At 66.6% G+C, this 24,928-nt stretch carries 22 protein-coding genes and 1 tRNA gene; 13 read left to right on the top strand and 10 right to left on the bottom strand.

Annotated elements, in window-relative coordinates; translation table 11 throughout:
* Positions 1–55 precede the first annotated feature (55 nt).
* Genes AVTE2539_RS06515 through AVTE2539_RS06500 form a run of 4 tightly spaced genes read right to left on the bottom strand, consistent with a single transcriptional unit; the run spans position 56 to position 3,596 of the window.
* Complete coding sequence (locus AVTE2539_RS06515; RefSeq protein WP_284409026.1) at positions 56–751, bottom strand: hypothetical protein; 696 nt, start codon at positions 749–751, stop codon at positions 56–58.
* Positions 752–800: 49 nt separating this feature from the next.
* Positions 801–1,814 (bottom strand): HpcH/HpaI aldolase/citrate lyase family protein, encoded by a 1,014-nt coding sequence (locus AVTE2539_RS06510; RefSeq protein ID WP_284409023.1) that lies wholly within the window; start codon positions 1,812–1,814, stop codon positions 801–803.
* Entirely contained in the window at positions 1,811–2,587 is a 777-nt protein-coding gene (gene tam / locus AVTE2539_RS06505; protein WP_284409021.1) for a trans-aconitate 2-methyltransferase, read from the bottom strand. Before tam ends, AVTE2539_RS06510 begins: the two co-directional genes overlap by 4 nt.
* A 22-nt stretch (positions 2,588–2,609) precedes the next feature.
* Positions 2,610–3,596, bottom strand: coding sequence for a malate dehydrogenase (locus tag AVTE2539_RS06500; RefSeq protein WP_284409018.1), 987 nt, complete (start codon positions 3,594–3,596; stop codon positions 2,610–2,612).
* 222 nt (positions 3,597–3,818) lie between these two features.
* On the opposite strand from AVTE2539_RS06500, the gene AVTE2539_RS06495 reads away from it, so the two are divergent.
* The 7 genes from AVTE2539_RS06495 (at position 3,819) to AVTE2539_RS06465 (ending at position 9,794) form a co-directional block, all read left to right on the top strand.
* The gene (locus tag AVTE2539_RS06495; protein WP_272564083.1) at positions 3,819–4,610 is read left to right on the top strand and encodes a GntR family transcriptional regulator; all 792 of its coding nucleotides are present in this window, start codon (positions 3,819–3,821) and stop codon (positions 4,608–4,610) included.
* 136 nt (positions 4,611–4,746) lie between these two features.
* Entirely contained in the window at positions 4,747–5,181 is a 435-nt protein-coding gene (gene sdhC / locus AVTE2539_RS06490) for a succinate dehydrogenase, cytochrome b556 subunit (RefSeq protein WP_284399427.1), read from the top strand.
* Between the two features lie 43 nt (positions 5,182–5,224).
* Positions 5,225–5,590 carry a succinate dehydrogenase, hydrophobic membrane anchor protein gene (gene sdhD / locus AVTE2539_RS06485; RefSeq protein WP_272564085.1) on the top strand — a complete coding sequence of 122 codons (366 nt, stop codon included), beginning with the start codon at positions 5,225–5,227 and terminating at the stop codon, positions 5,588–5,590.
* 31 nt (positions 5,591–5,621) lie between these two features.
* Complete coding sequence (gene sdhA / locus AVTE2539_RS06480) at positions 5,622–7,430, top strand: succinate dehydrogenase flavoprotein subunit (protein ID WP_272564086.1); 1,809 nt, start codon at positions 5,622–5,624, stop codon at positions 7,428–7,430.
* Between the two features lie 27 nt (positions 7,431–7,457).
* Positions 7,458–8,159 (top strand): succinate dehydrogenase iron-sulfur subunit, encoded by a 702-nt coding sequence (locus AVTE2539_RS06475; protein ID WP_272548188.1) that lies wholly within the window; start codon positions 7,458–7,460, stop codon positions 8,157–8,159.
* 5 nt (positions 8,160–8,164) lie between these two features.
* The gene (locus tag AVTE2539_RS06470) at positions 8,165–8,464 is read left to right on the top strand and encodes a succinate dehydrogenase assembly factor 2 (RefSeq protein WP_284409015.1); all 300 of its coding nucleotides are present in this window, start codon (positions 8,165–8,167) and stop codon (positions 8,462–8,464) included.
* A 19-nt stretch (positions 8,465–8,483) separates the two neighbouring features.
* Positions 8,484–9,794, top strand: a complete 1,311-nt coding sequence (locus AVTE2539_RS06465; RefSeq protein WP_284399417.1) for a citrate synthase — start codon at positions 8,484–8,486, stop codon at positions 9,792–9,794.
* A 319-nt stretch (positions 9,795–10,113) separates the two neighbouring features.
* On the opposite strand, the gene AVTE2539_RS06460 is transcribed toward AVTE2539_RS06465, so the two are convergent.
* From AVTE2539_RS06460 to AVTE2539_RS06450, 3 genes are all read right to left on the bottom strand, one after another.
* A tRNA-Val gene (locus AVTE2539_RS06460) sits at positions 10,114–10,190 on the bottom strand.
* Positions 10,191–10,259: 69 nt separating this feature from the next.
* On the bottom strand, positions 10,260–12,485 hold the full coding sequence (locus tag AVTE2539_RS06455; RefSeq protein WP_284409464.1) for a RelA/SpoT family protein: 2,226 nt from the start codon (positions 12,483–12,485) through the stop codon (positions 10,260–10,262).
* 29 nt (positions 12,486–12,514) lie between these two features.
* Complete coding sequence (locus AVTE2539_RS06450) at positions 12,515–13,468, bottom strand: alpha/beta fold hydrolase (RefSeq protein ID WP_284409461.1); 954 nt, start codon at positions 13,466–13,468, stop codon at positions 12,515–12,517.
* Between the two features lie 69 nt (positions 13,469–13,537).
* Here AVTE2539_RS06450 and AVTE2539_RS06445 point away from each other — a divergent pair, with 69 nt between their 5' ends.
* Positions 13,538–14,320: a 3-hydroxybutyrate dehydrogenase gene (locus tag AVTE2539_RS06445; protein ID WP_284409013.1), complete on the top strand. Its 783-nt coding sequence runs from the start codon at positions 13,538–13,540 to the stop codon at positions 14,318–14,320.
* Positions 14,321–14,412: 92 nt separating this feature from the next.
* Here the strand turns inward: AVTE2539_RS06445 and AVTE2539_RS06440 are convergent, their stop codons facing one another.
* The gene (locus AVTE2539_RS06440) at positions 14,413–15,129 is read right to left on the bottom strand and encodes an SIMPL domain-containing protein (RefSeq protein WP_284409011.1); all 717 of its coding nucleotides are present in this window, start codon (positions 15,127–15,129) and stop codon (positions 14,413–14,415) included.
* A 217-nt stretch (positions 15,130–15,346) separates the two neighbouring features.
* Between AVTE2539_RS06440 and ompR the strand changes: the two genes are divergently transcribed.
* Together ompR and AVTE2539_RS06430 are read left to right on the top strand one after the other, a co-directional pair.
* On the top strand, positions 15,347–16,078 hold the full coding sequence (gene ompR / locus AVTE2539_RS06435) for an osmolarity response regulator transcription factor OmpR (RefSeq protein ID WP_272564091.1): 732 nt from the start codon (positions 15,347–15,349) through the stop codon (positions 16,076–16,078).
* Between the two features lie 76 nt (positions 16,079–16,154).
* The gene (locus AVTE2539_RS06430) at positions 16,155–17,654 is read left to right on the top strand and encodes a sensor histidine kinase family protein (protein ID WP_272564092.1); all 1,500 of its coding nucleotides are present in this window, start codon (positions 16,155–16,157) and stop codon (positions 17,652–17,654) included.
* On the opposite strand, the gene ispF is transcribed toward AVTE2539_RS06430, so the two are convergent.
* Both ispF and AVTE2539_RS06420 read right to left on the bottom strand, forming a co-directional pair.
* The gene (gene ispF / locus AVTE2539_RS06425; RefSeq protein WP_284399393.1) at positions 17,635–18,126 is read right to left on the bottom strand and encodes a 2-C-methyl-D-erythritol 2,4-cyclodiphosphate synthase; all 492 of its coding nucleotides are present in this window, start codon (positions 18,124–18,126) and stop codon (positions 17,635–17,637) included. The genes AVTE2539_RS06430 and ispF overlap by 20 nt on opposite strands.
* Before the next feature lie 30 nt (positions 18,127–18,156).
* Positions 18,157–19,005, bottom strand: a complete 849-nt coding sequence (locus AVTE2539_RS06420) for an IspD/TarI family cytidylyltransferase (protein ID WP_284409008.1) — start codon at positions 19,003–19,005, stop codon at positions 18,157–18,159.
* Positions 19,006–19,158: 153 nt separating this feature from the next.
* On the opposite strand from AVTE2539_RS06420, the gene mfd reads away from it, so the two are divergent.
* The 3 genes from mfd to serB all read left to right on the top strand — a co-directional run bounded on the left by mfd (position 19,159) and on the right by serB (position 24,771).
* Complete coding sequence (gene mfd, locus AVTE2539_RS06415; RefSeq protein WP_284409006.1) at positions 19,159–22,632, top strand: transcription-repair coupling factor; 3,474 nt, start codon at positions 19,159–19,161, stop codon at positions 22,630–22,632.
* A 289-nt stretch (positions 22,633–22,921) separates the two neighbouring features.
* Positions 22,922–23,899, top strand: a complete 978-nt coding sequence (locus tag AVTE2539_RS06410; RefSeq protein WP_284409004.1) for a Bug family tripartite tricarboxylate transporter substrate binding protein — start codon at positions 22,922–22,924, stop codon at positions 23,897–23,899.
* Between the two features lie 158 nt (positions 23,900–24,057).
* A complete protein-coding gene (gene serB, locus AVTE2539_RS06405) occupies positions 24,058–24,771 on the top strand; it encodes a phosphoserine phosphatase SerB (RefSeq protein WP_272564097.1) in 714 nt (237 codons plus the stop codon).
* Positions 24,772–24,928: the final 157 nt, after the last annotated feature.

Below are 24,928 nucleotides of genomic sequence, written 5' to 3'. Positions count from 1 at the left end.
GGGCCATGGCAGGCCCTGCGGTCCGGGCGCAGCGGGTGCGCCCGGGCAAGAAGAATCACTGGGCCGGTGCGGATGCAGCCGCCGGTGCCGCCACGGTGGCAGGTGCGTTGGCGGAGGCAGGCAGGGCTTCCAGCAGGCTGGGCTGCGGGTTCTTCTTGATGGATTCGGTCACGGCGACCTGCTGCGGGCTCATGCACTCGTCGGCCAGGCGCTGGCCGAGCTTCTGGTTCATGAGCATGGACTTGTTGGCGATCTGGATCCACACGGCGCCGGCCTTCTGGTCCTCCAGGCGCACCGCGCCCGTGCTGGTCGCGATGGGCGACATGTAGTAGTTGAAGCCCTTGCCGTCGATGCGGAAGTGGCCCGGCGACTTGGCATCGGCTTCCACATGCACGGAAGCCCCCAGTTCGCAGGGAATGTGGCCGGTATGCACGCGTTCGGCGATGGCCAGTTCCTGCGGCGTCAAGGCGGCCTCGGCGGCGATGATGCCGGTGGCCACCTGGTTGGTGGCGCTCTTGAGTTGCGTGCGGCTGCTCGTGGCCTTCTTGGCCGCGGCCGGCTTGGCTGCCGCGCTCTTGGCAGCCGGCTTGGCCGCGGGCTTGGTCTCGGCGGACTTCTCCTTGGCAGCGGCCTTGGCAGGTGCGGCCTTGGCCGTGCTCTTGGCCGGTGCGGGCTTGGCGGGAGCGGCGTCTTGCGCCATCACCAGCGCAGGGGCCAGCAGCATCAGGGCAGAAGCGATGAAGGTTTTCATGGGAACTCCGACGAAAAAGGAGGTGTGGGGAACTTGATAGTGGGACGGCTCAGGCCTCTGGGCCCGCAGCCGGCTGGGCAAACCAGGCCTGCGCCGCGGCGGGCAGCGCGCGGCCGGTCTGGTGCGCACGCTCCAGCACCTGCCAGAAATAGCGGTAGCTGGCGCGGTCGTGCAATACGCCATCGACGCTGACGGGGGCCCAGTCGGCGTGCGCGGCGGTGGAAAGAAGCTGGGCGGCCTGCGCGATCTCGTCCTGCGCGGGCGCGAAGGCTTCGAGGATGGGGCGGATCTGCGCCGGGTGGATGCTCCACATGCGCGTGTAGCCCAGCTGGCGCGCGGCGCGCCCTGCCGCCGTGCGCAGGGCATCGGCGTCGTTGAACTCGGTCACCACGCAATGGGACGGCACCTTGCCGTGGGCGTGGCATGCCGCGGCGATCTCGAGCTTGGCGCGCACCACCAGCGGGTGCTCGAACTGGCCCTGCGATCCCATGGCACTCGCGGGAATCGCACCGGCGTGCGCCGAGACGAAATCCATTAGGCCGAAACTGATCGACTGCACGCGCGGATGGGCGGCGATCTCGAAGGCCTGCTGCACGGCCGCGGGCGACTCCAGCAGCACGTGCAACGGCACCTGCCCCGCCGATGCGGCGAGCAGGGCCTTTTCGGCGTGCAGCACGTCGTCCACCGACTCGACCTTGGGCACCATGATGTGGCACAGCCGCGTGGCGGCTTCGCCGGCGATGGTGGCCATGTCTTCGGTGAAGGCGGGGTGGTCCACGGCATGCACGCGCGCGGCCACCCGGGCATCGGGGGGTGCGGTGCGAGCCAACCGCGCCACGAGGGCCGCATGCTCGCGCTCGCGGCCCACGGGGGCGCCGTCTTCGCAATCGAGGGTCACATCGAATACGCAGCGGCCCAGCTCGGCCGCCATGGCGGCTTGCAGCTCCAGGCTCTTGCGCATGCGCGCTTCCACGCCGCTGTAATGGTCGCAGACCGGCAAGCGCATTGCACTGGCCTGGGCGCCCATGAGCACTGCCGCGGGGTGGGCACCGGTCGCACTCATGACGGGCGCTGCGCCACGATGAACATGCGCGGGAACGCCAGCAAACGGCGGCCATCGCTGCGCACGGCGTAAGCCGCGGCGATGCGGCGCTCGTACTCGGCCAGGAAGCTCTCGCGCAACGCATCGCCCAGCGGGTCGATGAAGGGCTTGAGGCCCGTGGCGCGCACCCATTCGACGATGGCCGCGGGCGACGCCATCACATGCTGGTAGACGGTGTGCCACACGTCGATGCGCTCAGCGCGCGGGGCCAGCAGATCGTAGTAGCCGCCGATGTTCAGAAGCTCGGTGCGCAGCGCGTCGGCATCGCCGATGGGCTCGCGCCACGGGGCTTCGGCCGCCACTTCGCGCATCAGGCGGTGCGTGGGCTCCTGGCGGTTGTCGGGCATTTGGATCGCCAGCACGCCGCCGGGGGCGAGGCTGTCGAACAGGCGCGGAAAGAGGTCGCCATGCCCCTCCACCCATTGCAGGGAGGCATTGGCGTAAATGAGGTCGGGCGCCGTGTCGGGCACCCAGCGGGCGATGTCGCCCAGCACGAAGGACACGCCGGGAAGGCGCTCGCGCGCGCTGGCCAGCATGGCTTCGGAATTGTCGATGCCGGTCACCTGCGCCTGCGGGAAGCGCCGGACCAGCAGCTCGGTGGAATTGCCCGGCCCGCAGCCCAGGTCCATCACGTGGACCGGCGCGGAATGGGGCACCCGCGCGAGCAACTCCTGGGCCGGGCGCGTGCGCTCGTCCTCGTAGCGGCGATAGAGCGCGGGATTCCAGTCGAGCATGAAAAAACGGAACCCGAAAAAATTACAGCAGGTGCTTCACGCCGTCTTGCTCGCCTTGCAGCTCGGCCAGCGTCTTGTCGATGCGTTCCTGGCTGAAAGCGTCGATTTCCAGGCCTTCGACGACCTTGTACTCGCCGTTTTCGCAGGTGACAGGGAAACCGAACATCACATCCTTCGGAATGCCGTATTGGCCATCCGAAGGAACACCCATGGTGACCCACTTACCATTGGTGCCCAAGGCCCAGTCGCGCATGTGGTCAATGGCGGCGTTGGCTGCCGAAGCGGCCGAGGAGGAACCGCGTGCCTCGATGATGGCGGCGCCGCGCTTGCCCACCGTGGGCAGGAACGTGTTGGCGTTCCATTCCTGGTCGTTGATCGTCTTGGCGACGCTTTCGCCATTGATGGTGGCGAAACGGTAGTCGGCATACATCGTGGGCGAGTGGTTGCCCCACACGGCCAGCTTTTCGATGGCGGCCACGGGCTTGCCGGTCTTGGCGGCGATCTGGCTGGCAGCACGGTTGTGGTCCAGGCGCAGCATGGCGGTGAAGTTCTTGCGCGGCAGGTCCGGCGCGCTCTTCATGGCGATGTAGGCGTTGGTGTTGGCGGGGTTGCCCACGACCAGCACCTTCACGTTGCGGCTGGCCACGGCGTTCAGCGCCTTGCCCTGGGCCGTGAAGATGGCGCCGTTGACGGCCAGCAGTTCGGCACGTTCCATGCCCGGGCCGCGGGGACGCGAGCCCACCAGCAGGGCGTAGTCCGCGTCCTTGAATGCCGTCATGGGGTCGCTGTGAGCTTCCATGCCGACCAGCAGCGGGAAGGCGCAGTCGTCGAGTTCCATCATCACGCCCTTGAGCGCCTTTTGCGGGCCTTCGACGGGCACTTCGAGCAATTGCAGGATGACGGGCTGGTCCTTGCCCAGCATTTCGCCGGAGGCAATGCGGAACAGCAGGGCGTAACCGATTTGACCGGCGGCGCCGGTAACAGCAACGCGGACGGGCTTCTTGCTCATGAAAAACTCCAGAAAGTGGAAAAACGGGTGTCGGTGCAGTCGATGCACCAGCGCCAGTCAAACCAAGCAGCCCGTGCCCTGCAGAACAGCTCCCGAGTGTACCGCTGAAATCCGGAGCCGGTCAATTTGTCTTATGTCTTATATAAGATATGATCCTGCCTCGCCGACGCGCGAAACACCCCACCTTTGCCTTGCGCGCCAGCCGCCCCTCGATCCGCCGCCATGTCCACCCTTCCGGTTGCCGCCTCCGACAGCCCTGCACTACCCGCAGGAAGCGCGGGCGCACCCACGCCGGCCTTCAGCCCGCTGTACCAGCAGATCAAGGGACTCATCCTGCACAGCCTGCAGCATGGCGAATGGAAGCCGGGCGAATCGATCCCGAGCGAGATGGAACTGGCCGCCCGCTTCCGCGTGAGCCAGGGCACGGTGCGCAAGGCCATCGACGAGCTGGCGGCGGAGAACCTCGTCGTTCGCCGCCAGGGCAAGGGCACCTTCGTCGCCACGCATGCCGAGCGGCACGTGCAATACCGGTTCCTCAAGCTCATGCCCGACTCGGGCGATGCCGGAGTCGAGGGGCCGGCCCAGCGCCACATCATCGAATGCCGCCGCATCCGTGCCAGCGCCGAGATCGCGCGCGCCCTGGCGCTGCGCAGCGGCGATGCCGTGGTGCATGCCCGGCGCATCCTGTCGTTCGGCGACGTTCCCACCATCCTGGAGGATATCTGGCTGCCCGGGCAGGCCTTCAAAGGACTGACCGCCGAGCAGATGTCCAGCTACCAGGGCCCCACCTACGCCATGTTCGAAATCGATTTCGGCGTGAGAATGGTGCGCGCCGACGAGAAGCTCCGGGCCGTGCAGCCCGATGGAGAGCAGGCGCGGCTGCTGCAGGTCGCACCCGGTACGCCGCTGCTCAGCGTGGAGCGCATCGCCTACACCTACAACGAAGTTCCGATGGAGTTACGCAAGGGCCTGTATCGCACCGATACGCACCACTACCACAACGAACTGAGCTGAAGCTGCCCGACCATGCCGATACCGCGCGGTGAAATTACGCCGTACCGAAACACTGCGGTTGTTGCATTGCAATAGAATTTTGGGTTGTTTCGTTCGCGCGAAATTACAAAGCAGTTACATCCACGAAAGCACCGCCATGACCGAGATCGCCAAAAAGCGGCCTGAATTCCGCAACATCAATGCCCTCACGGACCTGCCCACCTACCGCCTTCCTGCCGCAGGATGGGTGTCGATCCTGCACCGCGTCAGCGGTGTGATCATGCTGGTGCTGCTCCCCTTCATCCTGTGGATGTTCGACACCTCGGTGTCCTCCGAAATCTCCTTCGGCAAATTCAAGGCCGCTTTCACGGTGGGCCTGGGCTTCGTGCCGGGCTGGTTCCTCAAGCTCGTCGTGCTGGCCCTCATCTGGTCGTACCTGCACCACTTCACCGCCGGCCTGCGCCACCTGTGGATGGACGTGAGCCATGACGCGGTGAACAAGGACTTCGGCAGCAAATCCGCCACCGCCACCCTCGTCATCAGCATCGCCCTCACCGTCGTGCTCGGCGCCAAGCTGTTCGGCCTGTACTGAGCCGCGCCGGCCATCCCACGAACCCCACAAAAAAGGATCTTCTATGTCCGTGAACTACGGCTCCAAGCGCATCGTCGTCGGTGCCCACTACGGAGTGCGCGACTGGCTGAGCCAGCGCGTGACCGCCGCCCTGATGGCGCTCTTCACCGTGGTGCTGCTCGCCCAGGTGCTGCTGACCAAGGGTCCCATCGGCTACGACCGCTGGGCATCGATCTTCTCGGCGCAATGGATGAAGGTACTGACCTTCTCCGTCATCGTGGCCCTCGCCTGGCACGTCTGGGTGGGCACGCGCGATGTGCTGATGGACTACGTGAAGCCCGTGGGCTTGCGCCTCGCCCTGCAAGCCATCGCGATCTTCTGGCTCGTCGGCTGCGCCGGCTGGGGTATCCAGATCCTCTGGCGTCTCTGATCCAATCCCCCGCGACTGAAGGCAAATAACAATGAGCTACACCAAAGCGAACATCACCACGCGCAAGTTCGATGTCGTCATCGTCGGCGCCGGCGGCTCCGGCATGCGCGCCGCCCTCGAACTCTCCCGCGCTGGCCTGAACGTGGCCTCGCTGTCCAAAGTGTTTCCCACCCGCTCGCACACCGTGGCGGCGCAGGGCGGCGTGAGCGCGTCGCTCGGCAACATGAGCGAGGACAACTGGCACTACCACTTCTACGACACCATCAAGGGCTCCGACTGGCTGGGCGATCAGGACGCCATCGAGTTCATGTGCCGCGAAGCCCCCAAGGTCGTGTACGAGCTCGAACACTTCGGCATGCCGTTCGACCGCAACCCCGACGGCACCATCTACCAGCGCCCCTTCGGTGGCCACACGGCCAATTACGGTGAAAAGCCGGTGCAGCGCGCCTGCGCCGCGGCCGACCGCACCGGCCACGCCATGCTGCACACGCTGTACCAGCAAAACGTCAAGGCCAAGACCAACTTCTTCGTGGAGTGGATGGCGCTCGACCTGATCCGCGACGCCTCTGGCGACGTGGTCGGCGTGACCGCCCTGGAACTCGAAACCGGCGAGCTGTATGCACTGCAGGCCAAGGCCGTGCTGCTGGCCACCGGCGGCGCGGGCCGCATCTTCGCGGCATCGACCAACGCGTTCATCAATACCGGCGACGGCCTGGGCATGGCGGCACGCGCCGGCATCCCGCTGCAGGACATGGAGTTCTGGCAGTTCCACCCCACCGGCGTGGCCGGTGCCGGCGTGCTGCTGACCGAAGGCTGCCGCGGCGAAGGCGCCATCTTGCTCAACAGCAACGGCGAACGCTTCATGGAGCGCTACGCGCCCACGCTGAAGGACCTGGCGCCGCGCGACTTCGTCTCGCGCTCCATGGACCAGGAAATCAAGGAAGGCCGTGGCTGCGGTCCCAACAAGGACTACGTGCTGCTCAAGCTCGACCACCTCGGTGCCGAGACGATCCACAAGCGCCTGCCTTCGGTGTATGAGATCGGCGTCAACTTCGCCAACGTCGACATCACGAAGGAACCGATCCCCGTGGTGCCCACCATCCACTACCAGATGGGCGGCATTCCGACCAACATCAACGGCCAGGTCGTGATCCAGAACGGCGACGTGCACAACCAGGTCGTCAACGGCCTGTACGCCGTGGGCGAATGCTCGTGCGTGTCGGTGCACGGTGCCAACCGCCTGGGCACGAACTCGCTGCTCGACCTGCTGGTCTTCGGCAAGTCCGCAGGCCGCCACATCGTGGACATGATCAAGGGCAGCGGCGAGCACAAGCCCCTGCCGGCCGACGCCGCCGACCGCACCCTGGCGCGCCTGAACCAGCTGCAGGATTCGAACGAAGGCACCTACGCCCAGGACGTCGCCAACGACATCCGCGCGTCGATGCAGCAGCACGCCGGCGTGTTCCGCACGCAAGAAGGCATGGATGAAGGCGTGGTCAAGATCAACGCCATCCGCGAGCGCGTGGGTTCCGTCACGCTCAAGGACAAGTCCAAGGTCTGGAACACCGCGCGCATGGAAGCGCTGGAAGTGGACAACCTCATCGAAGTGGCCCAGGCCACGATGACTTCCGCCGCCGCCCGCAAGGAATGCCGCGGCGCCCACACCGTGTATGACTACGAGCATCCGGCCGACCACGCGGAATTCCCGCTGGGCCGCAACGACAAAGAGTGGATGAAGCACACCTTGTGGCACAGCGCAGGCAACAACCTGACCTACAAGCCCGTGAACCTGAAGCCTTTGACGGTCGACAGCGTGCCTCCCAAGGTCCGTACGTTCTGACCCTATAAGCCCACGAGAAAGAACACCATGAAGCGCACCTTTCAAATCTACCGCTACGATCCGGACAAGGACGCCAAGCCCTACATGCAGACCGTGGAGATCGAACTCGACGGCCACGAGCGCATGCTGCTGGACGCCCTGGTGAAGCTCAAGGCGCAGGACCCGTCCATCTCGTTCCGCCGTTCGTGCCGCGAAGGCGTCTGCGGCTCCGACGCGATGAACATCAACGGCAAGAACGGCCTGGCGTGCCTCACCAACATGAACACGCTCAAGGGCACCATCGTGCTCAAGCCGCTGCCCGGGCTGCCCGTGATCCGCGACCTGATCGTGGACATGACGCAGTTCTTCAAACAGTACAACTCGATCAAGCCGTACCTCATCACCGAAGGCATCACGCCCGAGAAGGAACGCCTGCAGAGCCCGGAAGAGCGCGATGAGCTCAACGGCCTGTACGAGTGCATCCTGTGCGCCAGCTGCTCGACGAGCTGCCCCAGCTTCTGGTGGAACCCCGACAAGTTCGTGGGCCCCGCCGGCCTGCTGCAGGCATACCGCTTCATTGCGGACAGCCGCGACGAGGCCACGGGCGCTCGCCTGGACAACCTCGAAGACCCCTATCGCCTGTTCCGCTGCCACACCATCATGAACTGCGTGGACGTGTGCCCCAAGGGCCTCAACCCCACCAAGGCCATCGGCAAGATCAAGGAACTGATGGTGCGTCGCGCCATCTGACCCCCATGGCCGACGACGAATTGCTCGACGAACGCGAGGCCGCCAAGCTGAAGTGGCGCAGCCGCCGCGGCCTGGTGGAGAACGATCTGTTCATTGAGCAGTTCTTCGCCACCTACGGCTCGCGCCTGACCCCGCGCCAGGCACAAGGTCTCACGACCTTGATGGACCTTTCCGACAACGACCTGCTGGACCTGCTGCTGCGGCGCAAGGAACCCATGGGCGAGATCGATACCAGGGACGTCAAGGAAGTGCTTGAACAGCTGCGCCGCAGAGCGTCAGCACCCCCTCCACCGCTTGCGGGCTAACAACAGAAGGAAACTGGAAATGAAACTGGCAGACAACAAGGCAACGCTATCGTTCAGCAACGGCAGCCCCAGCGTGGAACTTCCCGTGTACCAAGGCAGTATCGGCCCCGACGTGGTCGACATCCGCAAGCTGTACGCGCAGACGGGCATGTTCACCTATGACCCCGGTTTCCTTTCCACCGCGGCATGCCAGTCCTCGATCACGTACATCGACGGCGACAAGGGCGAGCTGCTGTACCGCGGTTACCCCATCGAGCAACTGGCCACGCAGTGCGACTTCCTGGAAACCTGCTACCTGCTGCTCAAGGGCGAACTGCCCAACCCCGCACAGAAGACCGAGTTCAGCGACAGCGTGACCAAGCACACGATGGTCAACGAGCAGATGCAGTTCTTTCTGCGTGGCTTCCGCCGCGACGCCCACCCGATGGCCGTGCTGACGGGCCTGGTGGGTGCGCTTTCGGCCTTCTACCATGACAGCACGGACATCAACAACCCGCAGCATCGCGAGATCTCGGCCATCCGCCTGATCGCCAAGATGCCGACGCTGGTGTCGATGGCATACAAGTACGGCGTGGGCCAGCCCTACATGTACCCGCAGAACGACCTGAGCTATGCCGGCAACTTCCTGCGCATGATGTTCGGCACGCCGTGCGAAGAGTACAAGGTCAATCCGGTGCTCGAACGCGCGCTCGACCGCATCTTCATCCTGCACGCCGACCACGAGCAGAACGCCTCCACCTCCACGGTGCGCCTGTGCGGCTCCTCGGGCACCAACCCGTTCGCCGCCATCGCCGCTGGCGTGGCCTGCCTCTGGGGCCCCGCCCACGGTGGCGCCAACGAAGCCGCATTGAACATGCTGCACGACATCCAGGCGCAGGGCGGCGTGGAGAAGATCGGCGAGTTCATCAAGCAGGTCAAGGACAAGAACTCCGGTGTGAAGCTGATGGGCTTCGGTCACCGCGTGTACAAGAACTACGACCCGCGCGCCAAGCTCATGCAGGAAACCTGCAACGAAGTGCTGGCCGAACTGGGCCTCGAAAAGGATCCGCTGTTCGCCCTGGCCAAGGAGCTGGAAAAGATCGCGCTGGAAGACGACTACTTCGTGCAGCGCAAGCTCTACCCGAACGTGGACTTCTACTCCGGCATCGTGCAACGCGCGATCGGCATCCCGGTGAACCTGTTCACCGGCATCTTCGCGCTGGCCCGCACCGTGGGCTGGATTGCCCAGCTGAACGAGATGATCGGCGACCCCGAGTACAAGATCGGCCGCCCCCGCCAACTGTTCGTGGGCGCAGAGCGCCGCGACGTGCAGCCGCTGGACAAGCGCTGAGCCGAAGCCGCGCTTCTGGAGAGGGCCTGCGATGCAGGGCCCCTTTCTACAGAATGCAACGGGCGACATCGAATGCCAGTCAGCCATGCTGACTGGCATTTTTCATGGTGGTCCACGCCACGTCTCTGGTGGCCCAGCAGAGGCGCATCACAGCGATATCAGGCTGCGGCAGACGACCTTTGCGGACGCCTCAGGGACATAGGGCCCATTCCATGAGGAGCCGCTATTGCAGCCATTGGGTGGCCGAAAGCCCAAACCCTTTCGGAAATAAAAAAGCCTTCCAAATCGATGATTTGGAAGGCTTTTACCAATGGTTAGTTGGTAGGCGCGATTGGACTCGAACCAACGACCCCCACCATGTCAAGGTGGTGCTCTAACCAGCTGAGCTACGCGCCTGTGTGTATTCGAGAAGCGAGATTGTAGCAGTAAAAAATACGCGTTCCAGGCAACTTCGCGCGCTTTCTTTCAACGGCGCCGTGCGGAGCGCACGCCTTGCACTGTGGCCACGATGCCGAGCACTTTGTTGAGCCGTCCGGAGTCGGCCACCTCCACCGTGAACGTCATCCAAGCCGTGCCTTTCACGGACTGCGTCTGAACGCCGATCACGTTGGTCTTCTCCCTGGCGAAGACCTCGGAAATGTCGCGCAGCAGGCCTTGCCGGTCTGCAGCCTCGACCGACACGTCCACGGGATAGACCGACGGACCGGCACCGGCGGACGCCTTGGATTGCCCCCACTCCACTTCAATGACGCGTTCGGCACTGCGTGCCGCCATCTCGCGAAAATTGCTGCAGTCGGCGCGGTGCACGCTCACCCCTTTGCCACGCGTGACGAAGCCCCGGATGTTGTCGGGCGGCGCAGGCTTGCAACACTTGGCCAGTTGCGTCATCAGCGAATCGATGCCCACCACCAGCACCCCGCCCTTGGGCGCGGCCTCGGAGGTGCGCGTCTTCTTGAGAAGCAGGTAATCGTCCGGCTGCAGCACGGGCTCGGGCGGGCGCAGCAGCGTCTCGATGGTGCGCAGCGAGAACTCGTCCTTGCCCACCACTTCGAACAAGGCGTCCGCCGTCTTGAAGCCCAGCTGCACGGCAAGATCGTCGAGCTTGATGGCGGTCTTGCCCTCGCGCTGCAGCAGCTTTTCCACCGCCTCGCGGCCCCGCGCCGTGGTCTCATGGGTGGCCTGGGCGTTGAACCACGCTCGCACCTTTGCGCGGGCGCGGTGGCTGGTGAGGTAGCCCAGTTCGGCATTGAGCCAATCGCGTGACGGGCGGCCTTCCTTGACAGTGGTGATCTCCACGGTCTGCCCGTTCTGCAGCGGCGTGTTGAGCGGCACCATGGCACCGTCGACGCGCGCGCCGCGGCAACGGTGGCCGACACTGGTGTGCACCGCATAGGCGAAATCGACCGGGGTGGCGCCCTGCGGCAGCTCCACCACGGCCGCATCCGGCGTGAGCACGTAGATGCGGTCCTCGAACAGCCCCCCGTGCTGCACGGTGTCCGCCATGTCCCGCTCCCAGGCCAGCAACTGGCGCAGCACCGCGATCTTGGCGTCGTATTCGCCGGAGGCCGAAACGCCCGCATAGCCTTTGGTGCCCGCCTCCTTGTAGGCCCAGTGCGCGGCCACGCCATGCTCGGCGTGGTCGTTCATGGCCTGGGTGCGGATCTGGATTTCGATGGCCTTGCCCGTCTCGTCGCGCACGACGGTGTGCAGCGACTGGTAGCCGTTGGGCTTGGGCTTGGCGATGTAGTCGTCGAACTCGGCGTCGATGGGCTTGAAATGCTCGTGCACCCAGGACAGCGCGGCGTAGCAATCCTTCACCGACGGCACCACCACCCGCAGCGCCCGGATGTCGAAAACATGCTCGAAGTCGAGCGACTTGCCGCGCATCTTCTTGACGATGCTGTAGATGTGCTTGGGCCGGCCCTGCACACTGGCGCTGATGCTGCGGGCTCGCAGTTCGGACTCCAGCCGGCCGCGAAGCTGCTCCATGTACACCTCGCGCTCGGCCCGCTTTTCGTCCAACAGCCGGGCCACCTGCTTGTAGGTCTCCGGCTCCAGGAAACGGAAGGACAAGTCTTCCAACTCCCATTTCATCTGCCAGATGCCGAGCCGGTTGGCCAGCGGCGCGAACACCTGCAGGGCCTCGCGCGCGATGCCGGGCGACACAGCGCGTTTGGTGGCGGCATAGAAACGCAGGGTTTGCAGGCGCGAGGCCAGCCGCAGCATCACGACGCGCAGGTCCCGGGAGAACGCCAGCAGCATCTTGCGCACGTTCTCGGTCTGCGTGGCGGGGTCGTCCACCGGCTGTCCGGCGATCTGGGCTTCGCGTGCCTGCTGCTGCACGCGCATGAGCTTGGTGGTCTCCACGGCCAGCGCGGCGAAGTTCTGCCCGAAGGCCTTGGCAATGACCTCCTCGGGCTTGTTCAGGTGCGAGCAGGCATGCACCAGATAGCTGGCCGCCTGCATGGCTTCCGACCCGCCGATGTTCTTGAGGATGGAGGCGACGGCCTCGGCATGCGCGAAAGTGTTCTCACCGGTCTCCAGCGTCTCGCTGGACAGCAGCGGTTCCGCAAAAGCCCGGGCCCGCGCAAGCGCGCCCGCCTGCTCGGGCAGCGAAAGCGCCGTGGCAGCGATGAGCTGCGGCACGGCATCGGACCGGGGCGACGCGCTCCCCGCGCCTCCCTGGCCCAGCGTGGCGGGAGGTGCGGTGGCCAGGCTCTTCACAGCCCACCTCTTCTTTCGCTGGGATCGAAGAGGAACGCCTCGACCGCATCCACCTGTTCGTCCGCCACCAGCGTCGGGGCATGCCCCACCCCGCTCCACTCCACCACCTGGGCCCGAGGCCCGCGTTGCGACATGGCTTGCGCCGTCGAGCGCGAGAGCAGATCCGATTGCGCGCCGCGCAGCAGCAGCGTGCGCGCGCTGATCCGGTCGTACAGCTGCCACAGCTGCGCCTCGCCCGCAACGGCGGCCTCCTGCGTCATCGCGCGAAACGGGTGGGCGATGGCCGGGTCGTAGTGCAGCACGAACCCGCCCTCGGGCGCAGGCCGGAGCATGGCACGCGACAACGCCAGCCACTGCGCCGGCGTATGGGGGCCGAAGCTGGAGGAAATCGCCCACAAGGCGTCTGCCGCCTCCTGCTGCGTTTCGAAGTGCGCGGGCCGCCCGAGGTACTGGCCGATGCGCTGGAGCGCACTCCATTCGATCACCGGCCCTACATCGTTGAGGACCAGCCGGCGCACCGGCACGGGAAGCGGCAACCCTGGCTGGCCGAGCAGCGCCATGCCGATCAGCCCGCCCATGCTGGTGCCCACCCAGTCCAGATGCTGGATGGGAGCGCGGCCATGCACGTCGGCCAGCAGTGCCAGCATGTCGGCTGCGTAGACCGGCACCTGATAGGCCGTGGGGTCGGCGAGCCAGTCGCTGCGGCCGCGGCCGGCCACGTCGGGACAGATCACCCGGGCATGACGGGACAGCCGGCGGGCGAGCACATCGAAATCACGCCCCTGGCGCGACAGGCCATGCACGCAGACCACCACATGGGGATGGCCCGGTTGGCCCGTCGCGTTCCATTCCCAATACGCCATGCGATGGCTGGCGGCTGCACCGTCCGCCGAGCCCTCCTTGGCAGCGATTCCAGGGCAATTCACGTAATTCAGCGTAGGCTCGGTCATGGGAACGAATTCGTCACGGGGGCGCTCGATAATGGTTGCGTTCATCCTAATTCATTCGGAGAGACTCACATGCTTCAAGGCAAAACGGCCCTCGTCACCGGCTCCACGAGCGGCATCGGACTGGGCATCGCCAAGGCGCTCGCGCGCCAGGGCGCCAACGTCGTCCTCAATGGTTTCGGCGATGTGGACGGCCCCCGTGCCGAAGTGCTGGCGGCCGGAGAAAGCCATGGCGCGCAGGTGGCCTACCACGGCGCCGACATGGGCCGCGCTGCGGACATCGAGGACATGATGAAGTACAGCGCCAGCCAGTTCGGGCGCGTGGACATCCTGGTCAACAACGCAGGCATTCAGCACGTGGCGAACGTGGAAGACTTTCCTGTCGAGAAGTGGGATGCCATCCTTGCGATCAACCTGACCAGCGCCTTCCACACTTCGCGCCTGGCCCTGCCTTCGATGAAGGCGGCCAACTGGGGCCGCATCATTAACATCGCTTCGGTGCACGGACTGGTGGCTTCGGCTCAAAAAGCGGCCTATGTAGCGGCCAAACACGGCCTCGTGGGCCTGACGAAGGTCACCGCGCTGGAAACCGCCACCACCGGCGTGACCTGCAATGCGATCTGTCCCGGCTGGGTGCTCACGCCGCTGGTTCAGAAACAGGTCGATGCCAAGGCGGCCGACCAGGGCCTGTCGAACGAAGACGCCAAGAAGCAGTTGCTGAGCGAAAAGGAACCCTCGCTGCAGTTCACCACGCCCGAAGAGCTGGGTGAACTGGCGGTGTTCTTCTGCTCGCCGGCGGCCAACAATGTCCGCGGCGTCGCCTGGAACATGGACGGTGGCTGGGCCGCCCAGTAAGAACGAAAAGCCTTAACCGCCCGATCACCGGCGCCCTGCCTTGGCATCCAGGGAAGGAGGCGGTCCGGCACGGGCGTCAGCCCGCCAACCCCTCAGCGCAGTTGCACGGCGCCGGAGACGTTCACCACCACCTGCGCCTTGCCGGCTTCCACCGGTACGGGCGCATCGGCGGACATCGACGACATCTTGGCCTCCATGGCCATCATGCGCGGCCGGGGGCCGGGGATCATCTCGTTGCTGTTCACCGCCACTTCGCGCAGCGTGTAGCCGCTGAAGCCGAAGCCCCGCGCCAGTTCATTCGCACGGGCCTTGAATTGCTCGATGGCCTTGGTCTGTGCCTCGCCCTCCACCTTCTCGCGGGCCTCGCGCGACAGATCGAAGGCGATCTGGCTGATCGGCATGGACTGGATCTTGCCGGCGGTGGTGGTGATGCGCGAGAAATCACGGCCCTGCAGGATCAGCTCGGCCCGGCCCTGCCAGCCGTTGATCTTGCCCTCCTTGCCATAGCGCGGGTACATGCCGAACGCGCCGGTGCGCACGTCCATCTGGTCCGGCTGGGCAGAGCGCTTGGCCTCCGCCAGCGCGGAGTCCAGCGCTTGCTTGAGCTGCGTCTGCACCGTGGCTGCGTCGGCGCCTTCCTTGCTGGTGGCCAGCGTGAGCACCAGCAGGTCCTGCTGGACATCCACGGTGCCGGTCGCGGACAGCTGCAGCACATTCTGCGGTGGCGGCATCACGGCGTTTTGGGAGAAAGCGGCGCCAGCGCACATCAGAAGAGCGCCTGCAGCTATTATTTTGGTAGCAATTTTCATGATCGGAATCCTTGTGAAGAGAAAGTGGGCGGGTGCATCGGACACCCTTGAAACGCTACGTTAACCGGTCCGGATCAATCGGCGGTAAAGGCCCGATAGCGTCTGTGCGTGGCGGGGCAAAACTTGTAACAGTTGGTCAGGTATCTGGCAAAAAGCCGAACTTCGGGGTTCAAGGTGGTCAGAATCGGCTCTGTTACAAATAGGACTTGGGAAACAAATGGCCTCAACAACCAACCGTACCGACAAGATTCTCGTGGTGGATGACGACGCCCGCATTCGCGATTTGCTGCGGCGCTATCTCACGCAAGAGGGCTTCGAAGTCATGGTTGCGGAAGATGGCAAGGCCCTCAACCGCATTCTGCTGCGCGAAACCGTGGACCTCATCGTGCTGGACCTGATGATGCCCGGCGAGGACGGCCTCTCGATCTGCCGCCGCCTTCGCGCCGCCAACGATCGCACTCCCATCATCATGCTGACCGCCAAGGGCGAGGACGTGGACCGCATCGTGGGCCTGGAAGTGGGCGCCGACGATTACCTGGGCAAGCCGTTCAACCCCCGCGAACTGCTGGCCCGCATCCACGCGGTGCTGCGCCGCCGGCCGCCGCAAGAGGCGCCGGGCGCTCCGTCAGGCGACAACGAGGTCGTCACCTTCGGTCCTTTCACCTTCGATCTGGGCACGCGCGCACTGCAGCGCAGCGGCGAAGAGCTGCCACTCACCACCGGCGAGTTCGCCATGCTGAAGGCGCTGGTCCGCCACCCACGGCAGCCGCTGTCGCGGGAAAAGCTGGCCCTGCTGGCGCGCGGCCGCGAGTTCGAGCCGTTCGACCGCAGCCTGGACGTGCAGGTCTCCCGCCTGCGCAAGCTGGTCGAGGTGGACGCCGCGGCGCCCCGCTACATCCAGACCGTCTGGGGCGTGGGCTACGTGTTCGTGCCGGACGGCACGAGCTGATCTCCCCTTTGCCGAGGGCCGCGTTTTCGCCGTGGCGCCCTCTGCCCTCCGGCAATTTCCCGATGATTCTCACGACATGAGCGCCAACTACGAAGCAGCGTCGTCCGACGCCACCAGCCCCGCCCCCCTGGAGGCCCCCGTGTACCTGCGGGCGCAGCGTGCACGGGTGGGGCTTAACCTTTTCTGGCGCACGTTCTTCCTGCTCGCGCTGTTGCTGGTGGGCAGCATCCTGGCCTGGCTGCAGACGCTGCGGGCGCTGGAGTTCGAGCCGCGCACGCTGCAGACGGCGCAGCAGATCGCCTCGCTGGTGAACCTGAGCCGCGCGGCGCTGGTGCATGCCGATGCGATCGCGCGCGTCTCGCTGATCAAGACCATGGCCGACCAGGAGGGCGTTCGCATCCTGCCGCGGGAACCGTCCGACCGCTTCGACCTGCTGGACGCCTCGGCGCTCGGCATGCGGCTGACCGAAGAGCTCACCACGCGCCTGGGGCCGGGCACCATCGTGGCGAGCAACGTCAATGGCGAGAGCGGCCTGTGGGTGGGCTTCACCATCAACGGCGACCCCAACTGGCTGCTGATGGACCGGTCCCGCTTGAGCGCGGCCGGCGGCAAGACCTGGATGATCTGGCTCATCACCGCCGCGGCGCTGTCGCTGGCGGGTGCCGCGGCCATCGCGCGCCTCATCAACCGACCGCTCAAGCAGCTGTCTTATGCCGCCAACCGCGTGCGCGACGGCGACTTCGCCGCCAGCCAGCTCGACGAGGAAGCCGTGACCAGCGAAATCCGCGAGGTGAACATCGGCTTCAACCGCATGGCGCAAAAGCTCGCCAAGCTGGAGCAGGACCGCGCCGTGATGCTGGCGGGCATTTCACACGATTTGCGCACGCCCCTGGCCCGCCTGCGGCTGGAAACCGAAATGAGCGTGTCGGACAACGTGGCCCGCGAACACATGGTGGCCGACATCGTGCAGCTCGACGCCACCATCGACAAGTTCCTCGACTACGCCCGCCCCGACAACGTGACCCTGAACCCGGTCAACCTGCATGGCGTGGTGTCGTCGTGCGTGTACGCCGTGCAGGACCACCGCGAGCTGCAGATCTCGATGAACGTGCCCGAGGACCTGAACGTGCTGGCCGACGAGGTCGAACTGGCGCGCGTGATCTCCAACCTGCTCGAGAATGCCCGCCGCTACGGCAAGACGCACGACAGCGGCACGGCCACCGTGGACATCGCGGCCAAGGGGCGCGAGAAGTGGGTGCTGATCAAGGTGCGCGACCATGGCCCGGGCGTGCCGCCGGAGCAGCTGGCCAACCTGACCAAGCCGTTCTTCCGCGGCAATTCGGCCCGCACGGCGGCCGCCGGCGCGGGCCTGGGCCTGTCCATCGTGGACAAGACGGTGCAGCGCATGGGCGGCATCTTCGCCCTTGCCAATTCGGGATCGGGCGGACTGGTGGCCCACATCCAATTGCAGCGGGCGACCGACCTGCCCGGCGGCAAGGACCCCAAGCAGCGCCTGCAGCGCCCTCAGATCAAGCGCAACCTGCCCCCGCGCCGCCCTAAGCCGGCGAAGGCTTGACGAACAGCAGCGTCGCGGCCCGGGCCTCCATGGCGAGGCCCTGCCCCACCGGGCCGAGCCGCTCGGCGGTCTTGGCCTTGACGTTGACCTGGCCCTCCTGCAGCGATAGCGCCTGCGCGATGCGGGCCCGCATGGCGGGGATGTGGGCGGCCAGGCGCGGCGCCTGCGCGATCACCGTGCTGTCGATGTTGCCGATCTCGTAACCCTGCGCGCGCACGCGCCGCGCGGCCTCCACGAGCAGCGCCACCGAATCCGCGCCTTTGAACGTGGGGTCGGTGTCCGGGAAGTGGCTGCCGATGTCCCCCAGCGCCGCGGCGCCCAGCAACGCATCGGTGATGGCGTGCAGCAGCACGTCGGCATCGGAATGGCCGAGCAGGCCCATGGTGTGCGGCACGTCCACACCGCCGATGACGAGGCGGCGCCCCGGCACCAGCGCATGCACGTCCCAGCCTTCGCCGATTCGGATGTTCATCGTTCGCGTTCCTGCAGGCGCTGCGCGCGCCTAAAAAATCGTCTTGCCCGGCACAGCCGAGGCTTCGCCCCGGGCGCCGCCGAAGCGGTCCAGGGTGGCGGCATGCATGCGCTGCGCCAACACCGCCTCGGCCAGCGCGAAGTCGGCCGGGTAGGTCACCTTGAAGTTCTGCGCGCCGCCCGGCACCAGCCGGGGGTGCAGGCCCATGGCCTCCATGGCGCTTGCTTCGTCGGTGGCCGCCGGGCCCAGGTGCTCCAGCGCCTGCCGCAGCGGCCCGAGGCGGAACATCTGGGGCGTCTGGGCGAGCCATTTGTCGGTGCGGTCCACGGTGGAGGCCACGCGCACGCCGCCCGGGCCGTCGATCGCGGTCTTGAGCGTGTCGGCCAGCTTGTGGGCCAGCAGCCCGCCTACGGCGTCGTCGGCACAGGCGTCGATCAATGCGTCGATCTGCGCCGTGGTGACCAGACAGCGGGCCGCATCGTGCACCAGCACCCAATCTTCGGGCAGCGCGCCGCGCTCTTGCAGCACGCGCAGGCCGCCCAGCACCGTCGCCGCGCGGGTGGCGCCCCCGCAGGGTGCCACGAAGAAGGTGGGCTGCGGCTGGCCGTCGAAAAACGCATCGCCCGGGGCCACGGCCACCAGCGTGCCCAGCAGCCGGCCCACGCCGGCGAACGCGGCCAGGGTGTGCAGCACCATGGGAAGCCCGGCCACCGGCTGGTACTGCTTGGGCAGCACCGGCACCTGGCCTGCCGCCACCCGGTCGATCCCCGAAGGCTGCGCCACCGCACGGGCGCCCACGCCGGCACACGGCACCAGGGCCCAGAAACGCCCCTGGCCGGAGAGCGGTGGCGGCGAAAGGTGCGGGAGCAGATCGGTCATGGGGCGGCCATTGTAGGAGGGGCGGGCGTCCCCATCTGACAACGTGCGCCAAGAGCACGCCCGCCTAGAATTGCCATTCGCCCGCACCGCCCGACCGCCGCGCACACCGCGCCCCCGGGGCCGGTGTCCCGGGCCCGACGCACCGCCACCCGCATGGACCTCCCCAAACTCATCCCCGGAAAACGTTTCACCCTGCCACGCCCGGTGGGCAGCGCCGATGCCCTGCTGCTGGCGCGCCTGGGCGAGCGAGAGAAAGCCGCGCGGCGCACCACCGCCATCGTGACGGCCGACGCTACCGATGCGCGGCGCCTCATCGATGAGATGGCGTTCTTCGCCCCCGAGCTGCGCTGCGCGCTGTTCCCCGACTGGGAGACACTGCCCTACGACACGTTCTCCCCGCACCAGGACCTGATCAGCGAGCGTCTGGCCACGCTGTGGCGCATCAGCCAGGGCGAAGCGGACGTGGTGCTGGTGCCGGCCACCACGGCGCTGTACCGGGTGGCACCGCCCTCCTTTCTCGCGGGCTACACCTTCCACTTCAAGGTCAAGCAGAAGCTGGACGAGGCGAAGTTCAAGGCGCAACTCACGCTGGCGGGCTACTCCCACGTGTCGCAGGTGGTGAGCCCGGGCGAGTACGCGGTGCGCGGCGGGCTGATCGACCTCTTTCCCATGGGCTCGCTGGTGCCCTACCGCGTGGACCTGTTCGACGACGAGATCGACAGCATCCGCACGTTCGATCCGGACAGCCAGCGCAGCCTGTACCCCGTGCCGGAGGTGCGCCTGCTGCCGGGCCGCGAATTCCCGATGGACGACGACGCGCGGGCCAAATTCCGCAGCCGCTGGCGCGAGATGCTGGAGGGCGACCCGACCAAGAGCCGCATCTACAAGGACATGGGCAACGGCGTGGCCACCGCGGGCATCGAGTACTACCTGCCGCTCTTCTTCGACGAGACGGCGACCGTGTTCGACTACCTCGGCGCCGAGGCCACCGTGGTGCTGCACGGCGACCTGGAGCCGGCCTTCCAGCGGTTCTGGCAGGACACGAAGGACCGCTATCGCCTGATCCAGGGCGACCCGGACCGCCCGGCCCTGCCGCCGGAAGCGCTGTTCCTCACCACCGAGCAGTTCTACACCCGGGCCAACGCGCACGCGCAGCTCGCGTTGCGACCGGGCGTGGAGGACATCGCCGACAACGCCCATTTCCAGAAGCTGGGCGACCTGTCGGTGGCGCGCGGTGCTGAAGACCCCCTGGCGCGCCTGCACGCCCACATCCGCAACACCCCGCACCGCGTGCTGCTGCTGGCGGAAAGCGCCGGGCGGCGCGAGAGCCTGCTCGATTTCCTGCGCGCCTCGCAGTTGAGCCCGCCGGCCTTCGACTCGCTGGCCGAGTTCCAGGCCCATGCCGAGGAGAAGGTGGGCATTGCCACGGCCGCCGTCACGACGGGCTTCAGCTGGCTCGGCGACGGCATCGACTTCGTGACCGAGACCGAGCTGTTCGCCGCCGGCGCCACCACGCGCCGGCGCAAGAAGCAGGAGCAGGTGAGCGATGTCGAGGCGCTGATCAAGGACCTGTCCGAGTTGAACGTGGGCGACCCGGTGGTGCACAGCGCGCACGGCATCGGCCGCTACCACGGGCTCATCAACATGGACGTGGGCCAGAAGAACCCCGACGGCACGCCCGCGCTGCAGGAATTTCTGCACCTCGAATACGCCGACAAGGCGGTGCTGTACGTGCCCGTCAGCCAGCTGCAGCTCATCAGCCGCTACACGGGCGTGAGCGCCGACGAGGCGCCGCTGCACAAGCTGGGCAGCGGCCAGTGGGAGAAGGCCAAGCGCAAGGCGGCCGAGCAGGTGCGCGACTCCGCGGCCGAGCTGCTCAACATCTACGCCCGCCGCGCGGCGCGCGAAGGCCACGCCTTCCGCTACTCGCCGCAGGACTACGAGCAGTTCGCCAACGACTTCGGCTTCGAGGAAACGGCCGACCAGAACGCGGCCATCCACGCCGTCATCCAGGACATGATCTCGCCCCGCCCCATGGACCGCCTGGTCTGCGGCGACGTGGGCTTCGGCAAGACCGAGGTGGCCCTGCGCGCGGCCTTCGTGGCCGTCACGGGCGGCAAGCAGGTGGCGTTCCTCGCACCCACCACGCTGCTGGCCGAGCAGCACTACCAGACGCTGATGGACCGCTTCGGCAAGTGGCCGGTGAAGGTGGCCGAGGTGTCGCGCTTTCGTTCGGGCAAGGAGATCACCTCTGCCATCAAGGGCATCGGCGACGGCACGGTGGACATCGTGGTGGGCACGCACAAGCTGCTCTCCGAATCCACCCAATTCCACAACCTGGGCCTGCTCATCATCGACGAGGAGCACCGCTTCGGCGTGCGCCACAAAGAGCAGATGAAGGCGCTGCGCGCCGAGGTGGACGTGCTCACCCTCACCGCCACGCCCATCCCGCGCACGCTGGGCATGGCGCTGGAGGGCCTGCGCGACCTGTCCGTGATCGCCACGGCGCCCCAGCGCCGCCTGGCCATCAAGACCTTCGTGCGCAACGAGGGCACGGGCGTGATCCGCGAGGCCGTGCTGCGCGAACTGAAGCGCGGCGGGCAGTGCTACTTCCTGCACAACGAGGTCGAGACCATCGAGAACCGGCGCCAGAAGCTGGAAGAGATATTGCCCGAGGCCCGCATCGCCGTGGCCCACGGCCAGATGCCCGAGCGCGAGCTGGAAAAGGTCATGCGCGATTTCGTGGCGCAGCGCTACAACATCCTGCTGTGCTCGACCATCATCGAGACCGGCATCGACGTGCCCACGGCCAACACCATCATCATGAGCCGCGCCGACAAGTTCGGCCTGGCGCAGCTGCACCAGCTGCGCGGCCGCGTGGGCCGCAGCCACCACCAGGCCTATGCCTACCTCATGGTGCCGGACATCGAGGGCCTGACCAAGCAGGCCGCGCAGCGGCTCGACGCCATCCAGCAGATGGAGGAGCTGGGCAGCGGCTTCTACCTGGCCATGCACGACCTGGAGATCCGCGGCGCGGGTGAAGTGCTGGGCGAGAACCAGAGCGGCAACATGCTGGAGGTGGGGTTCCAGCTCTACAACGAGATGCTGTCGGAGGCCGTGCGCTCGCTCAAGGCGGGCAAGGAGCCCGACCTGCTGGCGCCGCTGTCCGTCACCACCGACATCAACCTGCACGCGCCCGCGCTGCTGCCGAGCGACTACTGCGGCGACGTGCACCTGCGCCTGTCGTTCTACAAGAAGCTCGCCACCGCCAGGACCACCGACCAGATCGACAGCCTGCTGGAGGAGATCGTGGACCGCTTCGGCAAGCTGCCGCCGCAGGCGCAGACCCTGATCGACGTGCACCGCCTGCGCTGCATGAGCCAACCCTATGGCGTGGTCAAGGTGGATGCGGCGCCCGGCGTGATCCACATCACCTTCAAGCCGCAGCCGCCGATCGATCCGATGAACATCATCCACCTGATCCAGAAGAACAAGCACATCAAGCTGGCCGGCAACGAGAAGCTGCGCATCGAGCGCGAACTGCCCGAGGCCAAGGACCGGGTGCAGATGGTGCGCGACGTGCTGCGCAGCCTGGGACAGCCGCTGACGCAGGGTGCGCCCGCCTGACGGATGGCTTGGGGCGGTGCCATGGCGAACGGCATGCTGCGTGCGGTGCTTGCGGCCTTCCGGCCTGGGTGGCCGGTCCCCTGGCCGGACCCTTTGAGTTCGGAGCAAAAAAGGCCCAGAGCACAATAAGTACTAGGGCATATAGCTATAAAAATAATAGCATCCGACATGCCAATCGCTGGCGCACGCGCCAGCACACCGCGAACAGGTGCAGGAATTGCTTGGACGATGGCACGCGCCGGGATGGCACCGGCGGCCATTCGTTCCAACCGATCCAAGGAGTCCGCCCATGCGTGTTGCACGCCCGATCCCGGCATTTTTCTGCGCCCTCGGCCTCGTGGCCACGGCAGCGCCCGCGCTGGCCCAGGGCACCTACCCGGACCGCCCGGTGAAAGTGATCGTCGCGCTCCCCGCCGGCGGCAGCGCCGACATGATCGCGCGCATGGTGGGCCAGAAGATGGCGGCCGAACTGGGCCAGCCGTTCGTGGTGGACAACAAGGCGGGCGCCTCGGGCCAGATCGGCACGCCCATGGTGGCCCGCGCGGCGCCGGACGGCTACACGGTCATGGTGTCGCCGGCGTCGTTCCTGACCACCAACAAGAGCATCTTCAAGACCCTGCCCTATGACCCGCAGGCCGACTTCGTGCCCATCACCAAGCTGGTGAACCAGCCGATGGTGCTGGTGGCCAAGGACGCGCAGAAGTTTCCGAGCGTGGCCGCCGTGCTGCAGGCCGCCCGGGCCGCACCGGGCCGGGTGACCTACGCATCGTCGGGCGACGGCAGCCCGCAGCACCTGGCGGCGCTGATGTTCGGCACCCGCACGCAATCGAGCATGCTGCATGTGCCGTACAAGGGCGGTGCCCCGGCCATCAACGACACGCTGGCGGGCAACGTGGACCTCATGTTCGCCGTGCTGCCCGAAGCGTTGCCCCACATCCAGTCGGGCAAGCTGCAGGCGCTGGCGGTGATGAGCGCACAGCGTTCGGCAGTGCTGCCCCAGGTGCCCACCATGGCGGAAAGCGGCGTGCCGCAGGTGGAGCTGTCGGCCTGGGTCGGCCTGCTGGCACCGGCCAAGACGCCGCAGCCCGTCATCGACCGGCTGCGCAGCGCCGCCCACGCCGCCTTGGCGGGCGACACCCAGACCCGGCTGGCGGCCAGCGGCATGGAAGTGGCGCCGGGCACCACCCAGCAACTGCAGGACACCATCGCCGCGGAAATCAAACTGCACGCCGAACTGGTCAAGGCGGCCGGGCTGGCGCCCCAGTGAAGCAACGAGGCGGGAGCGGCAGCGATCACGGCAAAGGCAGGCAGCGGCAGGCGACCTGGGGATAATCCCCGCTGTGTCCCGGAACGCCGCTGCGGCGCGCCGGGCAGTCCCCTCCCCTTCCTTTTGTCTTCGCCGCAGGATCTTTCCTCCCCCCATCCATGAGTGCCGCCACCGAATTCGCTCCCGGCCTTGTCGTCCAAGGCCTTTCCACCCCGCTGTCCCTGTCGGACTTCAAGCTCATCGCATTCGACATGGACTCCACCCTGATCAACATCGAGTGCGTGGACGAGATCGCCGACGCGGCGGGCCGCAAGGCCGAAGTGGCCGCCATCACCGAGGCCGCCATGCAGGGCCTGATCACCGACTACAAGGAAAGCCTGCGCCAGCGCGTGGCCCTGCTGCGCGGCGTGACCGTCGGGCACCTGGAACACGTGTTCGCCGAGCGGCTGCGCTTCAACCCCGGTGCCAAGGAACTGGTGGCCGCGGCCCGCTCCGCGGGCTTGACCACGCTGCTGGTCTCGGGCGGCTTCACGTTCTTCGCTGACCGGGTCCGCGCCGGGCTGGGCATCGATCTCGCGCGGTCGAACCAGCTGGAGGTCGAGGACGGCGTGCTCACCGGCCGCATGGTGGACCAGGCCTGGGGCGACATCTGCGACGGCGCCGAGAAACGCCGGACGCTGCTGGAGGTGGCCTCGCTCCTGGGCATTTCGCCCAGCCAGGCCATTGCCGTGGGCGACGGCGCCAACGACCTGCCCATGATGGGGGCCGCGGGCCTGTCGGTGGCCTACCACGCCAAGCCGGCGGTGCGGGCCCAGGCCAAGGTGGCGATCAACGAAGGCGGGCTGGATCGCCTGCTGGAAGTGCTGCGCTGACGCCCTGGCGTGCCCATCGGCGCGCCACTCCGAATGCTATTCTTTCAATAGCAACCAAGCCAAACGATACTAGGGCATCAGCCTCTTTTCATTTGAATGGCGATTCGTCAGATCGCATAAGAGGATCGCTCTTTATATCGATATGAAAATAAAAGAA

It is taken from the genome of Acidovorax sp. SUPP2539 (assembly GCF_030158975.1).
GTDB lineage: Bacteria > Pseudomonadota > Gammaproteobacteria > Burkholderiales > Burkholderiaceae_C > Paracidovorax.
Note: the sequence above shows the minus strand (reverse complement) of the source record. Positions and strands in the feature narration are given on the sequence as shown.

What these genes read in the sequence shown, in the direction of transcription:
- ompR (WP_272564091.1), top strand. Translation starts at nt 15,347, where the DNA reads ATGGCCTCAACAACCAACCGTACCGACAAGATTCTCGTGGTGGATGAC.
- AVTE2539_RS06440 (WP_284409011.1), bottom strand. Translation starts at nt 15,129, where the DNA reads ATGAAAATTGCTACCAAAATAATAGCTGCAGGCGCTCTTCTGATGTGC.
- tam (WP_284409021.1), bottom strand. Translation starts at nt 2,587, where the DNA reads ATGCTCGACTGGAATCCCGCGCTCTATCGCCGCTACGAGGACGAGCGC.
- AVTE2539_RS06510 (WP_284409023.1), bottom strand. Translation starts at nt 1,814, where the DNA reads ATGAGTGCGACCGGTGCCCACCCCGCGGCAGTGCTCATGGGCGCCCAG.
- sdhA (WP_272564086.1), top strand. Translation starts at nt 5,622, where the DNA reads ATGAGCTACACCAAAGCGAACATCACCACGCGCAAGTTCGATGTCGTC.
- AVTE2539_RS06495 (WP_272564083.1), top strand. Translation starts at nt 3,819, where the DNA reads ATGTCCACCCTTCCGGTTGCCGCCTCCGACAGCCCTGCACTACCCGCA.
- AVTE2539_RS06515 (WP_284409026.1), bottom strand. Translation starts at nt 751, where the DNA reads ATGAAAACCTTCATCGCTTCTGCCCTGATGCTGCTGGCCCCTGCGCTG.
- AVTE2539_RS06445 (WP_284409013.1), top strand. Translation starts at nt 13,538, where the DNA reads ATGCTTCAAGGCAAAACGGCCCTCGTCACCGGCTCCACGAGCGGCATC.
- AVTE2539_RS06420 (WP_284409008.1), bottom strand. Translation starts at nt 19,005, where the DNA reads ATGACCGATCTGCTCCCGCACCTTTCGCCGCCACCGCTCTCCGGCCAG.
- AVTE2539_RS06450 (WP_284409461.1), bottom strand. Translation starts at nt 13,468, where the DNA reads ATGACCGAGCCTACGCTGAATTACGTGAATTGCCCTGGAATCGCTGCC.
- AVTE2539_RS06465 (WP_284399417.1), top strand. Translation starts at nt 8,484, where the DNA reads ATGAAACTGGCAGACAACAAGGCAACGCTATCGTTCAGCAACGGCAGC.
- AVTE2539_RS06410 (WP_284409004.1), top strand. Translation starts at nt 22,922, where the DNA reads ATGCGTGTTGCACGCCCGATCCCGGCATTTTTCTGCGCCCTCGGCCTC.
- AVTE2539_RS06475 (WP_272548188.1), top strand. Translation starts at nt 7,458, where the DNA reads ATGAAGCGCACCTTTCAAATCTACCGCTACGATCCGGACAAGGACGCC.
- sdhC (WP_284399427.1), top strand. Translation starts at nt 4,747, where the DNA reads ATGACCGAGATCGCCAAAAAGCGGCCTGAATTCCGCAACATCAATGCC.
- sdhD (WP_272564085.1), top strand. Translation starts at nt 5,225, where the DNA reads ATGTCCGTGAACTACGGCTCCAAGCGCATCGTCGTCGGTGCCCACTAC.
- ispF (WP_284399393.1), bottom strand. Translation starts at nt 18,126, where the DNA reads ATGAACATCCGAATCGGCGAAGGCTGGGACGTGCATGCGCTGGTGCCG.
- serB (WP_272564097.1), top strand. Translation starts at nt 24,058, where the DNA reads ATGAGTGCCGCCACCGAATTCGCTCCCGGCCTTGTCGTCCAAGGCCTT.
- AVTE2539_RS06470 (WP_284409015.1), top strand. Translation starts at nt 8,165, where the DNA reads ATGGCCGACGACGAATTGCTCGACGAACGCGAGGCCGCCAAGCTGAAG.
- AVTE2539_RS06500 (WP_284409018.1), bottom strand. Translation starts at nt 3,596, where the DNA reads ATGAGCAAGAAGCCCGTCCGCGTTGCTGTTACCGGCGCCGCCGGTCAA.
- AVTE2539_RS06430 (WP_272564092.1), top strand. Translation starts at nt 16,155, where the DNA reads ATGAGCGCCAACTACGAAGCAGCGTCGTCCGACGCCACCAGCCCCGCC.
- mfd (WP_284409006.1), top strand. Translation starts at nt 19,159, where the DNA reads ATGGACCTCCCCAAACTCATCCCCGGAAAACGTTTCACCCTGCCACGC.